The 22,052-nt window shown below is 34.3% G+C and carries 25 protein-coding genes; 8 read left to right on the top strand and 17 right to left on the bottom strand.

Features of this window, described 5'->3' with window-relative positions; translation table 11 throughout:
• Positions 1-103: IS3 family transposase (locus tag AC1DCY_RS19675; protein ID WP_477349455.1), on the top strand; the 103-nt coding region annotated here is incomplete at its 5' end.
• 88 nt (positions 104-191) lie between these two features.
• On the opposite strand, the gene AC1DCY_RS19670 is transcribed toward AC1DCY_RS19675, so the two are convergent.
• From AC1DCY_RS19670 to AC1DCY_RS19660, 3 genes are all read right to left on the bottom strand, one after another.
• A complete protein-coding gene (locus tag AC1DCY_RS19670; protein ID WP_477352923.1) occupies positions 192-1,313 on the bottom strand; it encodes a PA2928 family protein in 1,122 nt (373 codons plus the stop codon).
• A 145-nt stretch (positions 1,314-1,458) separates the two neighbouring features.
• Complete coding sequence (locus AC1DCY_RS19665; RefSeq protein WP_477352921.1) at positions 1,459-2,289, bottom strand: CbrC family protein; 831 nt, start codon at positions 2,287-2,289, stop codon at positions 1,459-1,461.
• A 31-nt stretch (positions 2,290-2,320) separates the two neighbouring features.
• Positions 2,321-2,629, bottom strand: coding sequence for an antibiotic biosynthesis monooxygenase family protein (locus tag AC1DCY_RS19660; RefSeq protein WP_477352919.1), 309 nt, complete (start codon positions 2,627-2,629; stop codon positions 2,321-2,323).
• A gap of 91 nt (positions 2,630-2,720) precedes the next feature.
• On the opposite strand from AC1DCY_RS19660, the gene AC1DCY_RS19655 reads away from it, so the two are divergent.
• Positions 2,721-3,407 (top strand): ArsR/SmtB family transcription factor, encoded by a 687-nt coding sequence (locus AC1DCY_RS19655; protein ID WP_477352917.1) that lies wholly within the window; start codon positions 2,721-2,723, stop codon positions 3,405-3,407.
• Between the two features lie 36 nt (positions 3,408-3,443).
• Here the strand turns inward: AC1DCY_RS19655 and AC1DCY_RS19650 are convergent, their stop codons facing one another.
• Positions 3,444-4,334: a DMT family transporter gene (locus AC1DCY_RS19650; RefSeq protein WP_477352916.1), complete on the bottom strand. Its 891-nt coding sequence runs from the start codon at positions 4,332-4,334 to the stop codon at positions 3,444-3,446.
• A 164-nt stretch (positions 4,335-4,498) separates the two neighbouring features.
• On the opposite strand from AC1DCY_RS19650, the gene AC1DCY_RS19645 reads away from it, so the two are divergent.
• Together AC1DCY_RS19645 and AC1DCY_RS19640 are read left to right on the top strand one after the other, a co-directional pair.
• The gene (locus tag AC1DCY_RS19645) at positions 4,499-5,170 is read left to right on the top strand and encodes a response regulator transcription factor (RefSeq protein ID WP_477352914.1); all 672 of its coding nucleotides are present in this window, start codon (positions 4,499-4,501) and stop codon (positions 5,168-5,170) included.
• The gene (locus AC1DCY_RS19640) at positions 5,170-6,405 is read left to right on the top strand and encodes a sensor histidine kinase (protein ID WP_477352912.1); all 1,236 of its coding nucleotides are present in this window, start codon (positions 5,170-5,172) and stop codon (positions 6,403-6,405) included. Before AC1DCY_RS19645 ends, AC1DCY_RS19640 begins: the two co-directional genes overlap by 1 nt.
• A 42-nt stretch (positions 6,406-6,447) precedes the next feature.
• Here the strand turns inward: AC1DCY_RS19640 and AC1DCY_RS19635 are convergent, their stop codons facing one another.
• Genes AC1DCY_RS19635 through AC1DCY_RS19620 form a run of 4 tightly spaced genes read right to left on the bottom strand, consistent with a single transcriptional unit; the run spans position 6,448 to position 8,820 of the window.
• The gene (locus AC1DCY_RS19635; protein WP_477352910.1) at positions 6,448-7,002 is read right to left on the bottom strand and encodes a ferric reductase-like transmembrane domain-containing protein; all 555 of its coding nucleotides are present in this window, start codon (positions 7,000-7,002) and stop codon (positions 6,448-6,450) included.
• Positions 7,003-7,902 (bottom strand): FAD:protein FMN transferase, encoded by a 900-nt coding sequence (locus AC1DCY_RS19630; protein ID WP_477352908.1) that lies wholly within the window; start codon positions 7,900-7,902, stop codon positions 7,003-7,005.
• A gap of 13 nt (positions 7,903-7,915) precedes the next feature.
• Positions 7,916-8,158 carry a hypothetical protein gene (locus AC1DCY_RS19625; protein ID WP_477352906.1) on the bottom strand — a complete coding sequence of 81 codons (243 nt, stop codon included), beginning with the start codon at positions 8,156-8,158 and terminating at the stop codon, positions 7,916-7,918.
• An 11-nt stretch (positions 8,159-8,169) separates the two neighbouring features.
• Positions 8,170-8,820, bottom strand: coding sequence for a stalk domain-containing protein (locus AC1DCY_RS19620; RefSeq protein WP_477352904.1), 651 nt, complete (start codon positions 8,818-8,820; stop codon positions 8,170-8,172).
• A gap of 274 nt (positions 8,821-9,094) precedes the next feature.
• Between AC1DCY_RS19620 and AC1DCY_RS19615 the strand changes: the two genes are divergently transcribed.
• From AC1DCY_RS19615 to AC1DCY_RS19605, 3 genes are all read left to right on the top strand, one after another.
• Positions 9,095-9,562, top strand: coding sequence for a LytTR family DNA-binding domain-containing protein (locus tag AC1DCY_RS19615; RefSeq protein WP_477352902.1), 468 nt, complete (start codon positions 9,095-9,097; stop codon positions 9,560-9,562).
• A gap of 81 nt (positions 9,563-9,643) precedes the next feature.
• Complete coding sequence (locus tag AC1DCY_RS19610) at positions 9,644-10,159, top strand: hypothetical protein (RefSeq protein ID WP_477352900.1); 516 nt, start codon at positions 9,644-9,646, stop codon at positions 10,157-10,159.
• A gap of 15 nt (positions 10,160-10,174) precedes the next feature.
• On the top strand, positions 10,175-10,561 hold the full coding sequence (locus AC1DCY_RS19605) for a DUF3021 family protein (protein WP_477352898.1): 387 nt from the start codon (positions 10,175-10,177) through the stop codon (positions 10,559-10,561).
• A gap of 96 nt (positions 10,562-10,657) precedes the next feature.
• On the opposite strand, the gene AC1DCY_RS19600 is transcribed toward AC1DCY_RS19605, so the two are convergent.
• The 8 genes from AC1DCY_RS19600 to AC1DCY_RS19565 form a co-directional block, all read right to left on the bottom strand.
• Entirely contained in the window at positions 10,658-11,473 is an 816-nt protein-coding gene (locus tag AC1DCY_RS19600) for a DUF418 domain-containing protein (RefSeq protein WP_477352896.1), read from the bottom strand.
• A gap of 651 nt (positions 11,474-12,124) precedes the next feature.
• The gene (locus tag AC1DCY_RS19595) at positions 12,125-13,363 is read right to left on the bottom strand and encodes a sensor histidine kinase (RefSeq protein ID WP_477352894.1); all 1,239 of its coding nucleotides are present in this window, start codon (positions 13,361-13,363) and stop codon (positions 12,125-12,127) included.
• A gap of 1 nt (position 13,364) precedes the next feature.
• Positions 13,365-14,063 (bottom strand): response regulator transcription factor, encoded by a 699-nt coding sequence (locus AC1DCY_RS19590; protein ID WP_477352892.1) that lies wholly within the window; start codon positions 14,061-14,063, stop codon positions 13,365-13,367.
• Between the two features lie 85 nt (positions 14,064-14,148).
• Entirely contained in the window at positions 14,149-16,128 is a 1,980-nt protein-coding gene (locus AC1DCY_RS19585) for an ABC transporter permease (protein WP_477352890.1), read from the bottom strand.
• 2 nt (positions 16,129-16,130) lie between these two features.
• Positions 16,131-16,832: an ABC transporter ATP-binding protein gene (locus tag AC1DCY_RS19580; RefSeq protein ID WP_477352888.1), complete on the bottom strand. Its 702-nt coding sequence runs from the start codon at positions 16,830-16,832 to the stop codon at positions 16,131-16,133.
• 278 nt (positions 16,833-17,110) lie between these two features.
• The gene (locus AC1DCY_RS19575; RefSeq protein WP_477352886.1) at positions 17,111-17,257 is read right to left on the bottom strand and encodes a hypothetical protein; all 147 of its coding nucleotides are present in this window, start codon (positions 17,255-17,257) and stop codon (positions 17,111-17,113) included.
• Between the two features lie 20 nt (positions 17,258-17,277).
• A complete protein-coding gene (locus tag AC1DCY_RS19570; protein WP_477352884.1) occupies positions 17,278-17,949 on the bottom strand; it encodes a lipoprotein BA_5634 family protein in 672 nt (223 codons plus the stop codon).
• A gap of 445 nt (positions 17,950-18,394) precedes the next feature.
• Positions 18,395-19,486 (bottom strand): CotH kinase family protein, encoded by a 1,092-nt coding sequence (locus tag AC1DCY_RS19565; RefSeq protein WP_477352882.1) that lies wholly within the window; start codon positions 19,484-19,486, stop codon positions 18,395-18,397.
• A gap of 235 nt (positions 19,487-19,721) precedes the next feature.
• Here AC1DCY_RS19565 and AC1DCY_RS19560 point away from each other — a divergent pair, with 235 nt between their 5' ends.
• Positions 19,722-20,159 carry a CotG/ExsB N-terminal domain-containing protein gene (locus AC1DCY_RS19560; RefSeq protein ID WP_477352880.1) on the top strand — a complete coding sequence of 146 codons (438 nt, stop codon included), beginning with the start codon at positions 19,722-19,724 and terminating at the stop codon, positions 20,157-20,159.
• A gap of 847 nt (positions 20,160-21,006) precedes the next feature.
• On the opposite strand, the gene AC1DCY_RS19555 is transcribed toward AC1DCY_RS19560, so the two are convergent.
• Positions 21,007-21,834 (bottom strand): hypothetical protein, encoded by an 828-nt coding sequence (locus AC1DCY_RS19555; RefSeq protein WP_477352879.1) that lies wholly within the window; start codon positions 21,832-21,834, stop codon positions 21,007-21,009.
• Between the last annotated feature and the right edge of the window lie 218 nt (positions 21,835-22,052).

Genomic DNA, 22,052 nt, shown 5'->3' with positions numbered 1-22,052 from the left:
ACAACAAGCGATTGAGGATTATATCCAGTTTTACAATAACGATAGATACCAAGAACGATTAAACGGCTTAAGCCCATTAGAATACAGGGCTAAAGCCGCTTAAAAGCTTTTTATTATTTCCACTGTCTACTTGACAGGGAGCAGTTCAGTCGTTACTTGGAGGGGATAAATAATTCTACGCTCTTTAATTTTCACTGAACTGGGCGATTCCAACGTAGCTGATATCTGAACATTTCCTTTTTCGTGTCCTTATTTAATAATAAAAACTCATCTCCTGCTTGAATCGCATAGTAGTTCTCTAATGTACGAACACCCGGATTTTTTTGCTCAGCATTAACAACACCTATATTTTCTTCCCAAATAATGCGATGGTTTTTCATGTCATATGATAATACGATACTGTCTGCACTTTCTCGCTTCGTTTGTCGATAAGATACAATGGCTGTTTGTTGTTGCAGATCAACATCTAATACAGCCGGCTCTAAATTCTTGTATACTTGTATGGCAGGTTCAGCTAATACATTGCTACTAAATTCTCGAACTTCATCATAATCCTCCAACGCTTGATTGTGCGAGGCAAAATAGCCTGGAATAACAGATTCTATGAAAAATTTTGCAGAAAGGTATTTTTCCGCTTTGTTATCTTCAATTAATTTTTTGCCATCAAAGCGATAAAATTTCCCATCGACACCCTCAAAATAAAGATTATTGTCCAACGAAACTATATTGTGAGAACCTATATCTAAAACATCTATTAACTGTTTATGCTTTTCCGTAAATTCTTTTTCAGAGAGCTTTTCTTTTCCCGTTTGCATATCTAATAATGAAAGTTTCCCGTACTCACCGTCACGATGATGAACAAGAAGTCCCCCCATAAAATTGCCAATCAGTGTCTCTTTACTTGAAGAATATTTGGACCACTGTTTTTCACCTGTTTGCAAATTAATTGCTACAATTTGATGATGTGAAATAATTTGCGTAATCCCATTACTTGTACCGTTATTTTCAGATCCTTCAACCATTTGGACAGCAATTTTCTGTGCATCATCTGTATATATAGGTGATTCGGAATTGATTGGGAAGCTTCGACCAGCTAAACCAAAAACAATCATCAAAAGATTACCTAAAAAAGCGTACAGGATAAAAGTTATAACAAGAGCAAAATTTAGTCGGCGTTTGAACAAAGCATATAATAATAATAAAAGCCCCACGCCAATGACAATGCCTAAAATGATATCGTGGATAAACCAGCCATTAAAACGCCATGAATCTATATACCGTTGAAAAAATTGTCCAATTCTCCTCCTCCTCATCTAAAAAATCCGTAACATCCGCCGGAGGCTTTATCTTCATTCAGTTGATGTTTGGACACCCTGAAAAGAAACCACATCCTCATTCATCTCACCACTTTAAGAGGTAGGAGTCTTCTACTGAATGAAGATATATTGGCTGTCACGTTTAGCTAAAATCAGAATAAAGGACATAGCGACCACACTCTAAGCATTGAAATAAATACCCTTGATGATGCCCATCATTCACTAGTGATTTTGACAACTCCTCAGTAGAAAACCTAGTATAATTTTCAAATTGTTCTGTAATGCCCAACTCCACTAACTCACTCCAGCCAACATAGCCAATAAATGCACAATAATCTGAGCAATGAGCCACCCAATCATTCCCTTGCCAACTTACATAACCAGGCGTTCTACACATTACTTCCTCAGTAAAATCTGAATTGACAACATTCTCATTATTGATTAGATATTGCTGAAAAGAGCCATCGTATTTTTTAGCAGCTGCACCACTATGTATACATGTAGGACAGAGATAATCAACCTCTTCAATAGCATAAATACTTCCAGTATAATAAACATCTACTTCCTGTTCGCAGCAATCACAAGTTACATCTTCTTCCGCTTCAAAGATTTTAGATTTTAATGGGTCTGGCAAATACTTAAATTTAGGTATTATTGTTTTAATTATTTTCGCCTCTCGAATTTTACAAGGATACAAAGGCTTCACACAATTCGGATTATCTATGTAATATTTTATTGATCCAAATTTTTTCTGATCTTTCTTGTTTCCTAAATCCATAACCAAGGTGAAAATCTTATAGGCATCCGAATACATTCTAAGCATACAATAGATGTCTACGAGTATCCTAAAATTACCTTCTGTTTGCTCTTGACGTTTCACTTTTTCCTTAAACTCATGCATTTGATTAATACTGAGTGGATCAGAAGGATTGAACTTTCTTCTTTGTTCATGCCATTCTTTTAAAATAGTCATATATTACCTCCTTCTATAAATTTAATTTTGGTTACATTATAAAAGAATAATCTTTTATGACTTTACAAATCTCCACGTTATATTGCTTATACCATTTTTCTTTTCCGAATTGCTGTGCTACCAGATGTTTTGAATTTTCTTTCCATGCCTGAATGGCCTCTAGTGACTCCCAATAGGATACCGTAATTCCCTTCCCTTCAGCATTTCTAGCACTTTCAACACGAAGAAAACCAGGTTGCTTTTGTGCTAGTTCGTCCATCACTTCTGCCATCTTGGCATAGCCTTCTCCATCCTCGTCTGTTTTTTGTGATGTAAAAATTACGGCATAGTATGTTTTCATAACTATTTACTCCCACCTTTTTATGTATTATTGTAAACGATAAATACTTATACGAAAATCGAAATATGGAATGCAGAAAGGATTGTGACAAATGGGTATTAATCCAAACATGGCTGAAATCGCTTCGCTTCTTGGAGAAACTTCAAGAGCTACGATGCTTGCTAGTATGATGGATGGTCGTTTTCATACTGCCAGTGAATTAGCTTATATGGCAGCCATTAAGCCCCAGACTGCTAGCTTTCATCTTGCAAAGTTAGTAGATGGTAAACTTGTTAAAGTAGAGAAACAAGGTCGTCATCGATATTTTCAATTAGCAGACGAAGAAATTGCTCATTTACTCGAATCCTTCTTAGCGATTTCTCCTCCCCCTGAAGTACGTTCTTTAAAACAATCTAGCCAAATGAAATTATTACAGGGTGCAAGAACTTGCTATGACCATTTAGCTGGTAAACTAGGTGTTCAATTAACAGATTCATTGGTTAACGCGGGTTATTTACAACTGGAGGAAAAACAGTTTCTTATAACCTCTGAAGGCACACAATTTTTCACCAATTTCGGTCTTGATTTAGCCGAATTAAAAAGAAAGCGTCGATCATTTTCCCCTGCATGTTTGGATTGGAGTGAACGACGTTATCATCTAGCTGGTGCTCTTGGTCAAGGGATCCTTGCACATTTATTAAGTTTGGGATGGGTGACTCGTGTCCCGTCTATTCGTGCCATTAAAGTGACTGAAAAAGGACGGGCTGGCTTTAAAGAAGTTTTTCAGCTAGATGTCTAAACTAGCACAGTGCTCTGCCTTCTTTTCGCGGACAGTCTATACTCGACTCTCCGCGGATATTTTTTTAGCGTTCGTTGTAAAATTACGGTTCACTAAGTAAATACCAGCAATAATAAACAGCCCTCCTACAACTAGCGATGGTTTTAGTGGTTCATTTAATAGTATCCAACCTGTTATCACGCCGAAAAAAGGAGCTAAAAACAAAAAGGCACTCGTTTTTCCAGGATCACTATTTTGTAAAAGATAGTACCAGCCAGCAAATTGAACAATTGACGAGAAAATGCTAAGCCATAATAAAATGAATACTGAATGAATATTCACAGTAAAAAATGGTTGTTCTAACACGAAACTTGCCAATAAAAGTAGTAAACCACCAAAAAGCATTTGATAGGCTGATAGCACCCACGTATCAAATAAAACTCCCCACTTTTTAGCTAGTAATGTTGCAATTGCCCAAAAAACAGCTGAAAGAATACCAAAAAGAATGCCGATTTTCCCATCAATTTGCATACCCATTGTAATGGTAACACCAATTAACCCCAAGAAAACACCACACCATTGATACAATCGGTAACGAGCTTTCGTAAATATTGTAGCAAATATGACTACAAGCAACGGATTCGTAAATGTTAGAATAGAGGATTCACTTGCCGTAATTGTCCGTAAGCTTAAAAAAATACAGCCCATTACACCAGCAGTTTGAAATGCTCCAATCGTTAAAATTTTCATCCAGCCTTCTTTTGAAGTCGGATGAGGTCTTTTTAACGCTAACACGACGACAGCCATCATTATTCCTGCCAGTATAAAGCGGAGTGCAGCCAATAACAGTGGAGATGCATAAGGCAATCCCAATTTAACAATGGCAAATGAAGATCCCATTAAAAATGTCGTTAAAACTAACAATGCTGTAAATTTATAAATATTCATTAATTGTCCCCCTATTTCTGTATTTAAGAACATTATAGATTGGAAAAACTTCAACTCTTATCGAAGTATGGAATACATATATTCGAGGAAGGAACTTTTTTCAGTTTCATTTCATTTTTTTATGCTTATACTTAGTTGAATATAGTAAATAGGAGGAAGCTGCCTTGAAAATATTACTAGCAGAAGACGATGCACGATTAAGAAGAAATATCGTTCATATTTTAAAGAAAGAATTTCACCATGTGACAGAAGCGGAGAATGGCCAGGAAGCGCTAGACTATACGCTTACAGAACAATACGATCTTGTTATTTTAGATTGGATGATGCCGTACCTTAGTGGAATTCAAGTGTGCCAACAGCTACGAAACACTGGATTCAATGGTAGTATTTTAATGCTAACAGCGAAGGACGACACAGAGGACATCATTAAAGGTCTTGATAGTGGTGCAGATGATTACATAGTAAAGCCATTTAAAATAGAGGAACTGTTAGCAAGGATTCGCGCATTACTACGAAGAAAAGATAAAGTGATAGAACAGGTCATCCAGATCGATCAATTACAGTTGAATGTAGATTCCCGAGTGTTTTTGTACAATAATGAAGTAATTGATCTTACTAAAAATGAATTTTTACTGTTAGAGTATTTATTTATCAATAAAGGTCGTGTACTAACTAGAGAACAAATTTGTATTTATATATGGGGCTACGATTACGATGTTTCGAATAATTCCTTAGATGCTTTAGTCAAACTTGTACGAAAAAAAATTGATGATAGTCAATCCAAATCACGTATTCAAAATGTCAGAGGTATTGGCTATAAACTGAGGGAAGACTAATGTTTCATAAAACGAAAAAAAAATTATCCTTTTTGTATGCAACGCTTTATTTTTTGTTATTTTCACTATTCGTTATTGTTCTATATTTTTCACTCGTAAAATTAATGGAAAATCAACAAATAAACGAATTAGAAGACTTTTATGTTAGGCAAGAGCACGATTTCTTTGAACATGTACATGCCAACACTAAAACTTTAAGCTATGATCCAAATCGCAGTTTTTTTTACTATATTTATACAAAGGATCATAAGTTTGTCCATGGTGACGAATCTTACAAGGGACTGAAAAATCAGATTGAAAAAGCGTTTGGGAATAGAAATCCAGATGAGGAGCTCATTCAGCATTATGAATGGCAAGAAGAGCATTTTCTACTTCTAAAAAAGCCAATTTTCAATGACGATACAGTAGCAGGTTATATAATCGTTGGTAAATCTGTGACGTCACAGCATCATTTTTTCCAAATGACAAAGTATTTACTAATAGTATTAACTTGTATTTCAACAGTCTTAATTGGTCTGCTAGCCTATTATATGGCTGGTAAAGCGATGGTACCTATTCAATGGTCATTCGATAAACAAAAAAAATTCGTATCCGATGCATCCCATGAATTACGAACACCATTAAGTATTTTTTATAGTTCACTGGAAATCTTAGAATTGGAAGAAGAAAAGCAATTAAGCCCTTTTGGAAAGGAATTAATTGCGGATTTAAAAGATGAGGCTGAAATAATGAAAGAGCTCATAGAGAAACTGCTGTTCTTAGCAAGACACGATCAGCAGCAGGTCTCCATTCAAAAAGAAAGCATACCATTATCAACTTTACTCCAAAAAGTGAGTACGAAATTCCAAAGGGTTATGCCTCCTGACATCCAATTTTCTACTGAAATCCAAGAAAACATCGAGCTGCTTGGTGATGCTTCAAAGATACAAGAGCTGCTCTATATTCTTTTAGACAATGCGATAAGATATACAAATAGTGGAGTAATAACGCTTGCGCTTTTAAAAAATAAAGAATCTGTAAAAATTACTGTTGCTGATAGTGGCGTTGGTATGACTGAGCAGGAATTGCCTTTAGTGTTTGAGCGATTCTACCGAAGTGATGCTGCTCGTCAACGAAATGGCACAGGTTTAGGTCTTTCTATAGCAAAAGCAATAGTGGAGCAACATGATGGGAAAATTTACGCGACAAGTAAAGTAGATCAAGGCACTACATTTCATATTGAATTCCCTATTTAAATATAAAGGAATCGGGGCTTTTAACGACAACCCCGATTCCTTTTAATTATTGTGTGACGGTGAAATATTTACTCTTTTCATGAACTGGCTTATTGTTCTCGCTACCAGCGCTAACATCGTAATTCCCCCAGAAACTATATAAAACATGATAATTAACGTATTTTCTGTATCCGTTCCTATTAACACTCCATGAACAAGTGATAATGCCCATGCTGGTAACACAAGAAAGTGTAGCTTTTTCCATAACGAGCGATTCATTGTTCGAATCCATAAATCCGATGTCATGATTACCATTAAAAATAAATAAAATGCTATTGTTCCAAGTGCCGATGGTAGAGACTGATATTTAGCTGAGAACGGAATTAAAATCCCAGTTATACTATAAGGCTCATAATGATCGATTAACAGCACTAACATATGCGCGATTACGGTAATTAATCCTAGCCATCCCGCATTTTGATGTATATGATAAATTAAATTTTTATGAGATCTGACAAATGATGATTTTCTCAACAAACCAAATATTATAGAAATTGTAAAGTAAAAATACGCTAAAAACCCTAATAATCGAATCCATTCCCACGTACTGATGATCATTTATTTCACCCCCGTCATTCTCCAATTTGCTACTCGCCCTTCTTTAACAATGAAACGGGCACTTTGTTGACAATTATTTTCGAACCATCGCTGCAATTCACCTTCATCCATAAGAAAGCACAGTTTGGCACCAACCTCTGCATCACATAGTGAGGACGTTACGACTGAAGCTTGTAAGACTTCTGTATTGGCGATTTCACCTGTTTGTCCGTTTAATAAATGATGTTTCTTCATGGATCCTTGCATCCAGCTTCGATAAACTCGATTGGATGTAGCGATAGCACCTGTTTTCATTTTAATAGAGCTAATTTCCTTGTCGATATCCCAGGCATCTGCAACGCCAATAGTCCAAGTTTTTTCCCCAGAAGACCACATTTTCATATCCCCTCCCCCGTCTATTAGTCCGAAATCGGGAGATACCTCTTCTTCAAGCCACTTCGCCAATTTTTCAATGGCATACCCTTTGGCAAATCCACCTAAATCAATTTCCTGCTGAGCTACCTTCATTACTTGTTCATCGCCTAGAAATTGAAATGGTTGATTAGCAATAAGAGGTTTGTTCTGAAATACCTTGCTTTTAGCTGCATCAAATGGGAAAGATTGATTGTAGCCATGCTGTTCTAATTGGCGTTTAAGATACGGTGAAAATAAACCGTTAGAAAGTTGATAATATTGATTTGCTTGCATTAAACAATCATACAGTAACGAATTAATGCGTAGCGTTTCTCCAATTTTCAAATCATTTAGTTGTGATAATTCATTATTCGCTTGAAATCTTGACCATTCTTTTGCTACGTATTGAAGCCATTTCTCCGCTTTTTCTTTCCATACAAAATGAACACCTTTTGGCATAGCAATAAAAAATTCTGTGTTCATTATTTGTAAAGTTAGTGTATCCACACGACCAACTCCATTAAGTTCTTTTCGTTTTGCGCTCACTTTTGACAGCAGGTTGACTTGTAATTTCAAAGTTTGTCCAATCCAGCTGTACTAGTTCTTTTTCTTTTTCCGTCATATTTTTCTGATCTACTTCCTGAATATTATTTGTGCGTGTAGTTTCGGCCTCTGTTGGGCTGTTAATTTGGGTTAATATCACTGCAGATAAAAGTATCCCTGACGCCCCTAATACCCATTTTGCCTTTTTCGGATCTTTCATAGTGCTTCCCCCTAATTTGTAATTGGCTGGCATACAAATGTTTGATTATTTTCTTGCCACTCTGCTATATAGCCTAAGCCATTCGTTATTGTACTAATAGGTACATATAATTCTTCATTCATGTAAAATACTTGTGCAGGAGATGGTGTTTTCACATTGTTATCATAAACAACGTTAGTTCCAGCCCGGTAAATTAATTCATTTGCTTCATTTTGGATATATAAAATTTTACTTTCTTTATAAAATGTTGCTTTCGCTCCTAAAACCTGTGCTACAGCTTTTCCAGGTACAAAAAATTCCCCGTCTTTTGGTACAATAAAAAAGCTTTGCTCCTTATTTGTACCCTCTACCTTTAACGTGACTTTTTGAGAGTTTGTAAAAGGTAGCACTTCTTTAACTGCAGCAACTGTTCGTGTCCATATATTCCAAGTACCTTTTGCACTTACAGTGTCTTGAAAGTAGTAAGTTTCACCTTCTTCTTCATCATCATAGTAATATTTCTCATCGTCATCATCATCGTCGTCTTTATAGTCCTTATATTCTTTATACTTTTCATGTTTTTTATCTTCATGTTCGTGATCATCTGCATATACGACTACGTCATTCGTTATAAAACCTGCCAATATGAGAACTACAACAAGACTAATTTTTTTCATTTTCATCTACACTACTCCTTTCCTTTGACTTCATTGTAGGTTTCAAAAATGATACAAGACTGAATTTTTCAAACAAATTTTTACATATAATAAAAAGCCATTTCTACTGACAGATTCCTCTGCTTAGAAATAGCTTAGTTCATAGATTTTTTATTCTTTTATATCCATTATCTTGGTAAAAACTTTTCTACAATTATAAAAATCGGAGTAACATTTGATATACTCTTTACATTCACTTTAAATTACTAAGAACCAATTTTGAAAGGAAAATATGTCTTAAATGAAGGTTAACATTAAAATTATTGAAAAACTTAAAGAAGAATCATGTACATTCAACATTCACAAAGTAACGTCTTTTATCCAAGATATCGTATCAACTCTTGAAAAAAGTTCCGACAACTATTTACTAGCGAAGTCTATATCAAAAAACGAACAAGAAAAAATTCCTTATTCCAATATATTTTATTTAGAATATCTTGAACGAAAAATATTCATTTATACAACGGATACTATTTTTGAAACAAAAAGCCCTTTATATAAATTGGAACATGATCTTCCCAATAACTTCATCAGAATCTCAAAAACGATCATGATCAATATTCATTTTTTAAATAAATTTTCGGTTAAACCTAACGGTAATCTTGAAGCAATTCTCTCGAATGATGAGAAAGTAATTGTGTCAAGAAAATATGTATCTTCGTTGAAAAAGACACTAACAAGATATTCCAAAAGTCCACTTATGTATTGATTTTCACCACATATGTTTAGACGTATTTCTTTATTCCCTCTTTGATGCCATTATGAATAACATCAAAGGAGGCAATAAAGAATGTATAACATTATTAAAGAAGTACTTTTAGGAACGCCGCTATGGGTGTGGGTATTATTATTTATTTTAATAAAACGAGGTATCGCTATTTCCCAGGAAAGGCCAATCAATTTATCTAAAATGTTTTTAGTTCCTTTCCTATTTATGATATGGGGATTTGAAAAAATGATCTCTCAATTTTCACACTTAGAATTTTGTTTGATTAGCTATTTCTTTTTCATATTTCCTGGAACTTTAATTGGTTATTTGTTGTACAAAAAATATCAAATGTTCTTCAAACAGGAATCACTAATCATCAGAAAGAAGTGCTATCTTCCATTAATCATTATTCTAATAAACTTTTTAGTGAAGTATCTCTTAAATGTAACTTTAGGTATTTCACCATTATTTTATAATGACCTTTCATTTAATATCATTTTTTCTGCCATAAACGGACTATCTATCGGACTTTTCTTCGGGGGAATTCTTTATACCTATTATGTACAAAAAGAATTAAACAAACCTATCTTATTTTGAGAGGAAGACATTTCGTTGCAATTAAAAAATAGACTATTTTCAGGTTTAGGCACTGGTGCATTTATTTATATGATAGTTTTACTATCGAGAAAAAATATCGTTTCTTCAGAAGCTGAGATTATTAGTGTGTTCATAATTTCAGCCTGCGCAGGTATTTTTACAATCATTTTTGACATTGAAAAAATGAACTATTTGTTTGCTTTAGTCATCCATTTTATCATGATGTTTCTAGTAGTCTTTTCTATATCTTTCTATAACAAGTGGACCGATCATTTTCTAAGCATAGATTTTCTTGGTGGGTTTTTATTACTCTACTTGTTTGCTTGGATCATAACACTTACTAAGACTAAAAAAGAGGCGAATGAACTCAATACCTTACTAAATCAAATACGAAATTTTTAAAGCATTGGGTCACATTTAGTCAAGTGACCCTTTAATACCCTATCAGCAAACGGATTTATACGTTATTATTTTTCAGCATATTTTTTATTAGGTCAATTAAGCTTCATTAAAACTTCCTTTAATGATTTTTTTCTTATTCGGAACTTTCACCCAATAAGTGAAGCATCGTAATAACAATTCAACGGGCCCCATTTTAAAATACTTTAACCATACTATACTAAAAGTAATTAAAATAGCGTGGATTATGAAGCACACTATTAATGAATTGATAGGTGTAACACCAATTAGGAAGCTAAATACAATTAGTAAGGCACTTTGTGCAAGATAATTTGTTAAAGACATTTGTCCATAAAATTTTAATGGAGATAATATCATTTTTGCCCTATCCCATTGTAAAATAATAAGGAAACTGCTCATCATCATAAAAGCAACTGTATAATCTTCTAGCATTTCAGTTCCTGAAAGAGGAATGTCAATTGACATCTTTATATAAAATAAAGATACGTAAGTACAAATATTAACTATTAAAAAAATCGAAATATACTTTAATTTCCCACGGATATTTTCAAAAAATTTAAATTGCCCCATCGTAAAACCTAGCATCATCAGTGCAAACCATTTACTTATGTTGGACAGTAATTCTAACCATGCTATTCTCTCACCATAAAACGGTTGACAAAAAGCTGTAACTATAGAAAAGGCTATTAGTGTAATAGTTACTATGAAGTTGTTCCATTTACTTCTTTTAAAAAATATTGCCATAAACAGGCCAAGTACTGCATACACCATTAATACATCGTTTATCCCTGGCGGTGCATATAATGTATGAATCAGTCCTAGTACAAATAAAAGACCGATTCTGCGGAAATACAAAAGGTATCTATTGTTTATTTTTTGTTTGGATCGATTCATAAAAAGATAACACCCAAATCCAAATAAGAAGAATAAAATAGGGTAAAATTTCCTGTTGAATATAGAATAAAATACATAGTGTAATTCATTATAATTGGACAAATAACTCATAACCTGAAAGCTATTCACAAGAAGTACCCCCAACAAGGCAAACCCTCGTAAGTAATCCATAGTGTCTATTCTTGCATACGTATTTAGTTTATTCATTCAGCATCTCCTAATAGAAAATTATATTTTTTAGCATTAATACATAAAAAAGCTACTATTTTTTTCATTTTGCCAGCTCCTTATTTTTAATACTTTAAACATAAACGTTATCTCTTGATAAATGAATGACTGTTCTCTTACAATATGACATTTAATCTTACTAAATTGTAAAATTACTGTAGAAGGTCTTTTATGTTTTGATTTGATCAGGAAAAACTGAGGCATGTATTTAAGATTTTGCTTTCCCAAATATCAAAAAAGTCATCCTTTCTAATCAAGTTAAATTAGAAAAGATGACTTTTTTTATGAATCTTTCGTTTTAGATAAACTTTAATGTTTCAAGCAAATAGTCATCGCTAGTAGACATCCCGCTATTTTTCACCCTAAAATAAGTACAGTTTTAAAAGAACTTTCATTCTTCTTGAATCAACATCTTCTTACATTCTAAAATTTTATGAAGGTAATTGTAAATTTTGTATAGGTATTTTTCTCACTTTCAACTTTAATTAAGGCTTGATGCGCTTCAACAATCGCTTTAGTTAACGCCAAGCCAATTCCTGTTGAATCATGTTTTTTAGAACTACTTGCTTTGTAGAATCGATTAAAGATATGCGGCAATTCCTCAACTGCTATCCCCTCTCCGAAATCTTGAATCACAAGCTCCGTATAAATGGGGTTATCTTTGAGTTGAAGTGTAATTTTTTCACCCTGTTTGGAATGCTCAATCGCATTCTTTAGCAAGTTCATCAAAGCTTCTTGCATCCATAATTTATCGTGAACAACTACTATTTCCTCCGGCTCGTCCCAGTCAATTGACAAATCCTTTTCATTGATCATAGTTTCCAAACGATTCAAAACTTCATTAATGGTCTCCACAAAGTTTAAAGGTTCTTTATCAAATGAAATAGCTCTAGCATCAATTTTCGCTACTTTTAACAAGTTTTGAATCAAGACATTCATTCTGCTAATTTGAACTTCATTATTTTGCAATAATTGAACTTGCTGCTGACGGGGTAAGTCTTCATTCAATAACAATTCATTGTAGATGGATATAGTCGAAAGTGGTGTTTTTAATTGATGGGATATGTCTTGTAATATTTGACCTAAAAACTTCTTCTCTTCAAGCAAATCACTCATGCTTTTTCTAATAATATCTTTCATGGAACGCAAAGAAACTACTAGTTTGGCAATATCGCCTTCTTTATTTTCATTTATTGTAGCCGAGTAATCCCCTTCGATTATTTTTTTGGCAGTCGAAGTAAGTTGTTTGATTTTATTGAAGAAAATAGTGTATTGTATGTAATTTGCCAAAAACAATAGACAACCGAAAATAATCAACCCTAAAAAAATTGATTGATTATGGCTAAAAATATGGTTATTTAAAAGCGGAAAAAGCTCTGTCTCCAAATCCTCATATACTCCATATTGTCTAAAGATTTCTCTTCCTTTTTCCTGATACTCATTGGAATCAGATGAATTGCTTGTTAAGACTTTCATAATTTCTGCTTCATTCTCAGGATTTTGTTCAACCAATCTAGCGGTAATTTCTCCCCAGGTTGTAATAGAATCACTTTTTAAATGATCGTAAAATAGTTGATGTGTCATATACTGATAGATTATAAATAGAAAAAATAAAGCGAACATTACGATCATATAGCCTTTTATCTCAGTATTTTTTATCATATTACTGTCTGCACACATCCTTATCCCAACGATATCCTAGTCCTCTTTGGGTAATGATAAACTGTGGATTTTTTGGGTTATCTTCAATTTTGTCTCTTAAACGCATTATATATACAGATAACGTATTTTCATCAAAGAAAACTTCATCACCTTCCGTGATTTTCTGAAGAATTTCATCCCTTTTTAATACTTTGTAAGCATTTTGCATAAAAGTTAACAGAAGTTTATATTCTAAATTCGTTAATGGGACAAGTTCTTGATTTTTATAAACCTTGACTTGATTCATATCAATTTTTATATTCTCAGATGTTAAAATCACTGAAGCTTCTTCTAACTTAGTTTGTTTACGCAATTGCACTTTTACTCTCGACATAAGTTCTCTAACTCGAAAAGGTTTTGTTATATAATCGTCCCCACCAATATCTAGTCCCATTACTACATTTGCTTCTTCATCAAGTGCGGTTAAGAAAATAATAGACATGGCATCGTTTTGTTTTTTAAAGTGCATGCATAGATCGTAGCCATTTCCGTCTGGAAGGTTGATATCTAATATAGCTAATTTAAAAATATTGTGATCAAACTGGTTTTTCGCTTCTTTTACACTTGAGGCTCTAATCACCTCATACCCTTCATTTTTCAATGAAAACTCGATGGCTAAACCAAGAGCCTCATCATCTTCAACCAGCAATATTTTATTCAAATATATCCTCTCCTTCCTCTCACTCTATATTAGCAGTTAGTCCCAAATCAGAATAGCCTGACTATAAATAGCCAGGCCCTTTGTATTATTCTTCCCTTATCGTATCTATAATATTATCTTTATTGATTCTTCTTAACGGTAGCAAAACAGATAAATAACTAATTAACAAAGCGGCAGCAAACGTAATGAAACAAGCTTCATACGGAATCGTCCATGCAACCTTCAAGACACCGGAAGCAGCCAAATAAATAATGTATGAAAGTATACAACCGAAGAAAATGCCCTGCAAGCTTCCAGAAAAACCGTAAATCAATGCTTCATAGATAATCATTTTTTTCAAATCTCTTTGAGACATGCCTATGGATTTTAATGCAGCCAGTTCTTTTCGTCTAATCATGATGCTTATAGTAATCGTATTGAGGATATTTAAACTACCAATTAAAGCTATGACCACAATAAAAGCATAGACAAGAATTTTGACCACGAGAACGGATTCCTTCTTGACTTTATTCTCTTCAAAGTGATTAATGACTGTAATGGAGTGTTTATTTCCAATAGTCTTCTGGATGTCCTCTACAGTCGCGAGAGATTGAGCTGTATCCTTCAATACAATTTTAAAACTTAAGTCCTGTTCGGAAACTTCGGATACATTTTGAATTAACTTTAACTGATCCATAATTTGCAGGTTCTCAGAAAATGCTTGATTGTCATTTGGCAGATAGATTGTCAGATCCGATTTAGTGGAAGGATCGTTCATGAAATTGGATGAAAATGCGATATTCATCAGCGATGAAAAAGTAATAAACAATACACTGCTTATAATAATTGATAAAATGGTAACGAAATAACGATTTTTATTTCTTTTTACTTTTTTCAAGGCCATGCTCAATGGGAAAGATAAAGGCTTTCTCAGAGCGGCATTCTTTTGTTTTTTGATTGCCTCTTTTTTAATTGACAGTCTGCTGCTGATTGCTAGCAATGGAGATATTTTGCCTGCAAAAAAAGCAGGGTAATAACTAGACGCTAAAACAGTTATCAGGGTAAGAAACGAACTGATTAAAATTATCTTCCAATCGACATTGAATGTCGAAATATCCTGACCATTTTCTAATACAATCAAGAAAATAGTTTGGAGAATAGCAAGTGCCAATAAGCTGCATACAATTCCAATTGGTATAGCGATGACAGCCAGCACAATAGCTTCTTTCATAACAATTTGTCTAATTTGCTTTCGCGTAGCGCCGATGCTTCTCAACAAGCCAAACTGCTTCATCCGTTCTACGACACTGATTTGAAAAGCGTTATAAATAACAACAATTGTAGAAATGACAACTATACTGACAACAAGAACAAGAATGGCCAGGAGCGATTGATCCGATTCCGGTTTCAAAGCTCGAATCAATTGAGTATTAATATCAATGTTATTGTCTTCAGTCATTGATTTTAGTACGTCTAAAACCTCGTTAAAGTCTGCTTTCTCATTAATTTCAATTAATATCCTTCCTTCTCCAATAGCAAACTCACTTTTATATGTTAATAATCGGCCCTCTTTATTTTTCTGTGTAAACTCACTATTATTTAGTAAACCAACCAGTTGATATGTTTTTCCATCCAGTTCAAATGAATCACCGATTTGAAGATCTTTTTTAATATAAGGAAGTACCCAGGAATCGACAGCTGCCTCATGGTCATTGGTTGGTAATTTGCCATCAAGAAGGCTATAGGATAAAAATTTCAAGGCGTGATGATCCGCGAAATTCATTTGCACAGAAACATCTCCAACTGGAACGATGTCTCCCCGAGACATTAGACCAAACGATTCAATTTGAGGATTAAATTTGATTTTATTTAATAGCTCTTCATCGTAATTTGAAATACCAACATGAAAAGAAACTCCGCTTAACTTCTTGGCATTCTCAATTTGGGTAAGTTGTGATCCTTTCATAAAGAGGCCAATCGTTGAAATTAACGCTACAGAGAGTATGATTCCAACCAAGGTCAAAATGGTTCGTTTCATATTCTTCTTTAAATACCTGATACCTAATTGCTGATAACTATGAATCAAAATCATTGTCCCCCAGTCTGTATCTCAGTCAGTCGCTGATCAGAAATGATTTTACCGTCTTGTATTGTGATGATCCGATCTGAAGCCGATGCTATCGATAGATCGTGAGTAATCATTACAATGGTTTGATTGTATTTTTTTGCCGTGAATCTTAATAAATCCATAACTTCTTTCGTATTTCGAGTATCCAAATTACCAGTGGGCTCATCAGCAAGAATCAAATGCGGACGATTAATAAGCGCCCTGCCAATTGAAACCCGTTGCTGTTGCCCTCCAGATAGCTCGGAAGGCAAGTGATTCAGACGTTCTTGAAGCCCCAGGATATTAACAATCTCATTTAGATATTCCATATCTATAGATTCACTATCCAATAATGTAGGTAAAGCAATATTTTCCTGGACATTTAATACTGGTATCAAATTAAAGAATTGAAAAATAAACCCGACTTTTCTTCTTCTGAATATGGAAAGCTCATCATCTGTATATTTATAAATATCACTGTCCCCAATGAACACCTTTCCCGAACTTGGGTGATCCAACCCACCTAAAATATGTAGTAGTGTACTTTTTCCAGAACCAGAAGCACCGACAATTGAGACAAACTCACCTTGCTGAATAGAAAGATCAATCCCTTTTAATGCATCTACCCTGTTAGTACCTTCCCCATAACTTTTCACTACATTTTCCATACGTACAACTTCCATATGATCCTTCCTCTCCTCAATCAATTATGCCTCGGAATAATTGTAGCTGAAGCTTTGCTTTCGCTACATAAAACATTTGCCGCTGTCGCTAAAGATAAACAATTCGTCCAGAATCGGCTTTGTGCTCGCACAAAGATACTCCTTTCCGATTCTGTGACATCCGCCGGAGGCTTTAACTTCTTTCTGTAGCTAACGCTTCGCTTTCGCTACACAAAACATTTGTACCTGCCGCTTCGCTTTCGCTACACAAAACATTTGTAGCTGCCGCTTCGCTTTCGCTACCAAAACATTTGTACCTGCCGCTTCGCTTTCGCTACACAAAACATTTGTAGCTGCCGCTTCGCTTTCGCTACCAAAACATTTGTAGCTGCCGCTTCGCTTTCGCTACCAAAACATTTGTACCTGCCGCTTCGCTTTCGGTACAAAAGACAATTGCTGAAAGAAGTTAATCTTGTATGTCTACAAAATTTACTTTGCCTTCGCTATCTGGATAGACGCTCTCTATTTCTTTGAAAACTTGGTTTGTCTTTTCTTTATCTTTATAATCGAATTTACTACCACTATTTAACTGAAACAATGTGAGCATAGACTCAGAATCGGCTAATTCATCATAAGTTTGGTCATTTAGAATAACAAGATCCTTGGGAATATATCCGATCCATGCTTGATGTTTGACATAATGTACAGGTATCATTTGTCCATTCAAATCTATTTGGTGAAATTCCATAACCCCATCGCTAAAAGAATAGAACAAATTCAGTGAACCGGGTAATTCTTTAATTTCCTGAACAGGTTCTGAAATGATAGACGTACTGTTTGGATCTTTTCTTGCTCTAATAATTCCTTTCTGAACTAATTGTTCAGCAGTAGACTTGTTAATAACTACATACTTAAAATTTGATTCACCTTTTTTTGTTACTATGAACTTCATTTTGTAGTCAACTGTTTGTTTAGTTATATCTTTATACAACTGCTTAACTGTATTTACTTCTTTTTCTGTACCGATAACTAATATTCCATTGACTGATTGTGGTGGACCTTCAATAAAACGTTTTACTCCAAATCCTATACCAATAAAAATGGCGATAACTAAAACTAAGCCAATAATTTTTTTCATTTTATTTCTCCTTATTTACTTGATGTCTAAATTATAGACTAGATATTCTTTATATTTGAATGACTGTTGTCTAACTATTTATTCTCTTTTCTTACTCTTTAGTAAGAATAAACATTTTGCAGGAGGAATTAAGATTGAAAGAGCTTTTGTAGATACTAACATCCTTAAGTCACTAAAAAGTATAATTAATATCCAAACATAAAAGGCATAGTTCGTATCATTTTATTCGATAAAGAGTTTCCTTCATCCTTTATTTAAGGGGAAATGCAAAAAACTCCATTTTGAAAAAAATTGAGTCAAAATGGAGTTTTATTAAATTTTTATAGACGGTACGACTTCATTTTCAATTCAAGATGGCGGGTAGAGGTCGTGTAAAAGCAGAAGAGATTAAGGGACACCCCCCTTTATCACAAGGAAAGTGAGTTTTATAAGATGATGCAACAACTTAATCTAATAAATCTAATTTCCCTCTTATATATTTCGCCCGTGCTTCAATATAATCCAATATATACTCTGGTTCCTTATCAAATAAATGGATATCGTCTTTTTTATAAGGATCTTTTTGAATATAAGGTCTTATTAAATTATGCATACCTTGTATTTTCGGTTTCAAATAGTCTACATTAAATTGGTTGTTTAAAATAACTTTTAACAAGTTTTGGTATTGACTTCGAAATGTTTTTACATCGAGAATTCTTGCGGTAAGCGTATTAAATCCTTCGATTCGTAAATAGTCTTCCTCCATCACTTTCCCGTTTACATCCCTTCCCCATGTTGCATCATAATCCCACGGGATGACTTCGAATTGCCTAGTTTCGCAATTTTGGTATAATGCGTAATTATGAACAAAACCATCAAAATTTTGGGTGAAAACAGCGCCAGCCAACCAGCTAAGATACTTATTAATATTGAGGTATTTCACAATTTTATTTTCAAATTCTGCCTTTGAAATGGTATTAATTTCAATAATCATTTTTTGTAAATGAAATTCATCTTGTTCTGTCCCATATTTTAGTTCATAGCCAGCTTTAAGTGATTTCTTTATTCCTTTATCAAGATCACTCATCAACGAAAAGTTAGCATCGCCATCAATCGCATAGAATATAGGTCCTTGCGGTAGTTGTCGATTCTTAAGGAAATACTCATCCACTGATTCTAATTCCAAATAAAGCCCCTCATTTTTCCCATTCAATTTCATATTTACAAATTGGGACTTTGGCGATAAACACCCTATTTCATTGAAAAAATCAAGCGATAGTTTATTTCTTAATTGAGAAGGATCTTTATATTCTGCGTTGATATGAATTTCTTTGGTATTTCTATACGTACTTGGCTTAATAAACGAAATGTGATACGACTTTTTTCGGAAATCCCGGATATGGGAGCCACGATAGGCGATATCAATATCATACTTTCTTTTGTTAATCATTAGCTTGGCAGCGATAGGATCGTCACACCATATATCTTTCCGAAGTTCACTTAAATCTAAAGGATGAATAAAAAGATGATATTCAGGTATTATTATGCCGTTATCCACGCGAATTCTTTCCTTTCATTTTTAAATTATTCGTATTAAAACAAAATGTAAGATTCCACAAAAAGATATAGAGTTTATATTTTCCTTTCGAAAACTATGTGATTGACTCTAACACCTTTAGTGCAACCTCATATATTACGATTAGGGAAAGAAATGTGCAGAGGCATGGGTTTGATTCTTTTTGAAAAAGGAATCTACCTTCTTTCTCTAATAAAGATGAAAGGAGGTTTGGAATATGTTATATATTCAAAAAGCAGTGGAAGTGGCTAACAATTCAGGGTTAGGTCACTTCATGCATCAGGATCCTATTAGTAACGAACGATGCACGAGCAGGAGACGTCGTACTTCGCGAAACCAACGACGCACAAGCAGATTACGTCGTACTTCGCGAATCCAGCGACGCACGAGCAGATTACGTCGTACTTCACGAAACCAACGGCGCACGAGCAGATTACGTCGTACTTCGCGAATCCAGCGACGCACAAGCAGATTACGTCGTACTTCACGAAACCAGCGACGCACGAGCAGATTACGTCGTACTTCACGAAACCAGCGACGCACGAGCAGATTACGTCGTACTTCACGAAACCAACGACGCACGAGCAGATTACGTCGTACTTCACGAAACCAACGACGCACGAGCAGAAACTTTTGGAATGACTTATTTTTTTAAAAACTTCAGGTGATTTTCCGCTCTCTGAAGAGTATGACACTTAATGTTATTCAATGGACTATTTAGTCGTCTGTATAAAAAGTTAACTAGTTCTTACTAGTTAACTTTTTATATGTTATTCCTATCGAAGTCCAAGATTGAAAGAAAAGTGAAAGGGACAGCTAGGGGTCCGTCTGATCTTTTCTTTTATGTATTTTTTTCGTGATGAATTGTTATCGTTGTGTATTACATAGCCTCTATCAGAATTGTTTAACCGTCACGGGATCCTTCTATTCCTTTGTATCTAGGAAAACCGAGAAACATTTGATGTCCTATATTAAAATGCAGTGCATTTAACACTTTTCATCTCCATTCTGAGGATTTAGTAAAGGATATGTTTAATTAATGAAGAGGCTTAGACTAAGACCCATATTTGAGATCTTTGAATGGTTTGCATGTAATGATTTTGGAATGTTCCGAAAATCGCTACCTATATAACTACTCTCCAATTGGCATCTAGAATCAAGTATTCATTACCATGTCTGTTGTTATGTAACTAAAAATGTATGCGATTTCGATTATAGTTGAAAATTCTTCCTGAACGCAGGTGCATCATTCCTGTAATAAATAAAACTAAAGAAGATATGCATATAGAAGAAATAAATATTAAGATTGTGAATTATTACACTTAAACTCCCATGAAAAAACTTTTTCTGTGGTGAAGTGCTTATTTTTGCAAGTTGCTTTAGGCAATACACAACAAAAGAGCCTGAGTCGATTCAACCTCAGGCGCTTAACATAAATAAAAGAGTTTTAATACATAGCATCTGTCTTTGCGAATTTATCTAGAACCAAATTTAGAATCCTTTTAATGATAAAAAGCTGTGGCAATTTCAAGTGCTTTTAGTGGCTCTTTGATTGAATCCAGCGTATAGACAAGTTTTCCGTCCTGCCAAACAATTGTATTTCCTGATTTATAAACATCTAAGCGCGCAAAACCATTTTGTTTTGGAATAGGAAGCATATGTGTTTCTAAAAATTGGACTGCCTGTTTAGCAAGCTTCACACCTGCTTCTGGATTGTCTGTTCGTGTATGTGTCGCTAATGCCCATCTTCCCTCATTCCAACCAGTCCATAACGAACCCACTCCAGCATCCTGATAACCTTTAATGTTATAGCCAAGATCAACCTCTTGACCACCATTTTGACTAAAGTTCTGATATGAAATTTGCTCATTTGCTTCTTTAGCATTCGGATATTGTTTTACTACTAGTCTTGCAATAATCGTAGCTGTCTGTGAATTGTTAAGCTTCTTATCATTGATTGGCAAAACCTCTTTACTTTCAAAAAATAATACTTCAACTTGATTAGCTTCTTTCTTCGTTGTTGCCGTTAAAAATGTACCATTTGTTATCGGAAGCCCTTTTGGTAAAATTATAGGTAAATTAGTTTTAAGCTGGTCCTTAATATCTTTTAATGCCCCAGCCTGTGTATTAGATGCTACTGTGTCTCCCATATTTGTTTTGGGCGGTTTCTGCTGATTTTCTTGTGATTGAGGTTCTTCATCTTGTGGCTTGTTTGGCACATTAGATTGTTGTTCTTCTTGTGACTTGTTCGGCACAGGTTCTTCTTTATCAGTGCAAGCACTTAATATACTAAAACTTAAAAGCATGAAGGTGAAAAGTACTTTTTTCATGGCATTGGCTCCCTTTATTTTTTTCCTATCCTTAATCAACTGTAACTTTTTGTTATTTAAGCCCATTAATTCAGGCATATCGTAATCCTTATCCTTTGCGGTAAGAAAATCCATTTATCTTTCATTTTCAAGCCACGAAGAGCAGCTTTGACATTGATTAATCGGTAAAATCCCGAAGTTGTTAGAATTCATTACAATTCACATATCTACCTCCTAAA

The organism is Lysinibacillus sp. 10T31 (genome assembly GCF_056394365.1).
This window is presented reverse-complemented; position numbering and strand designations above follow the sequence as displayed.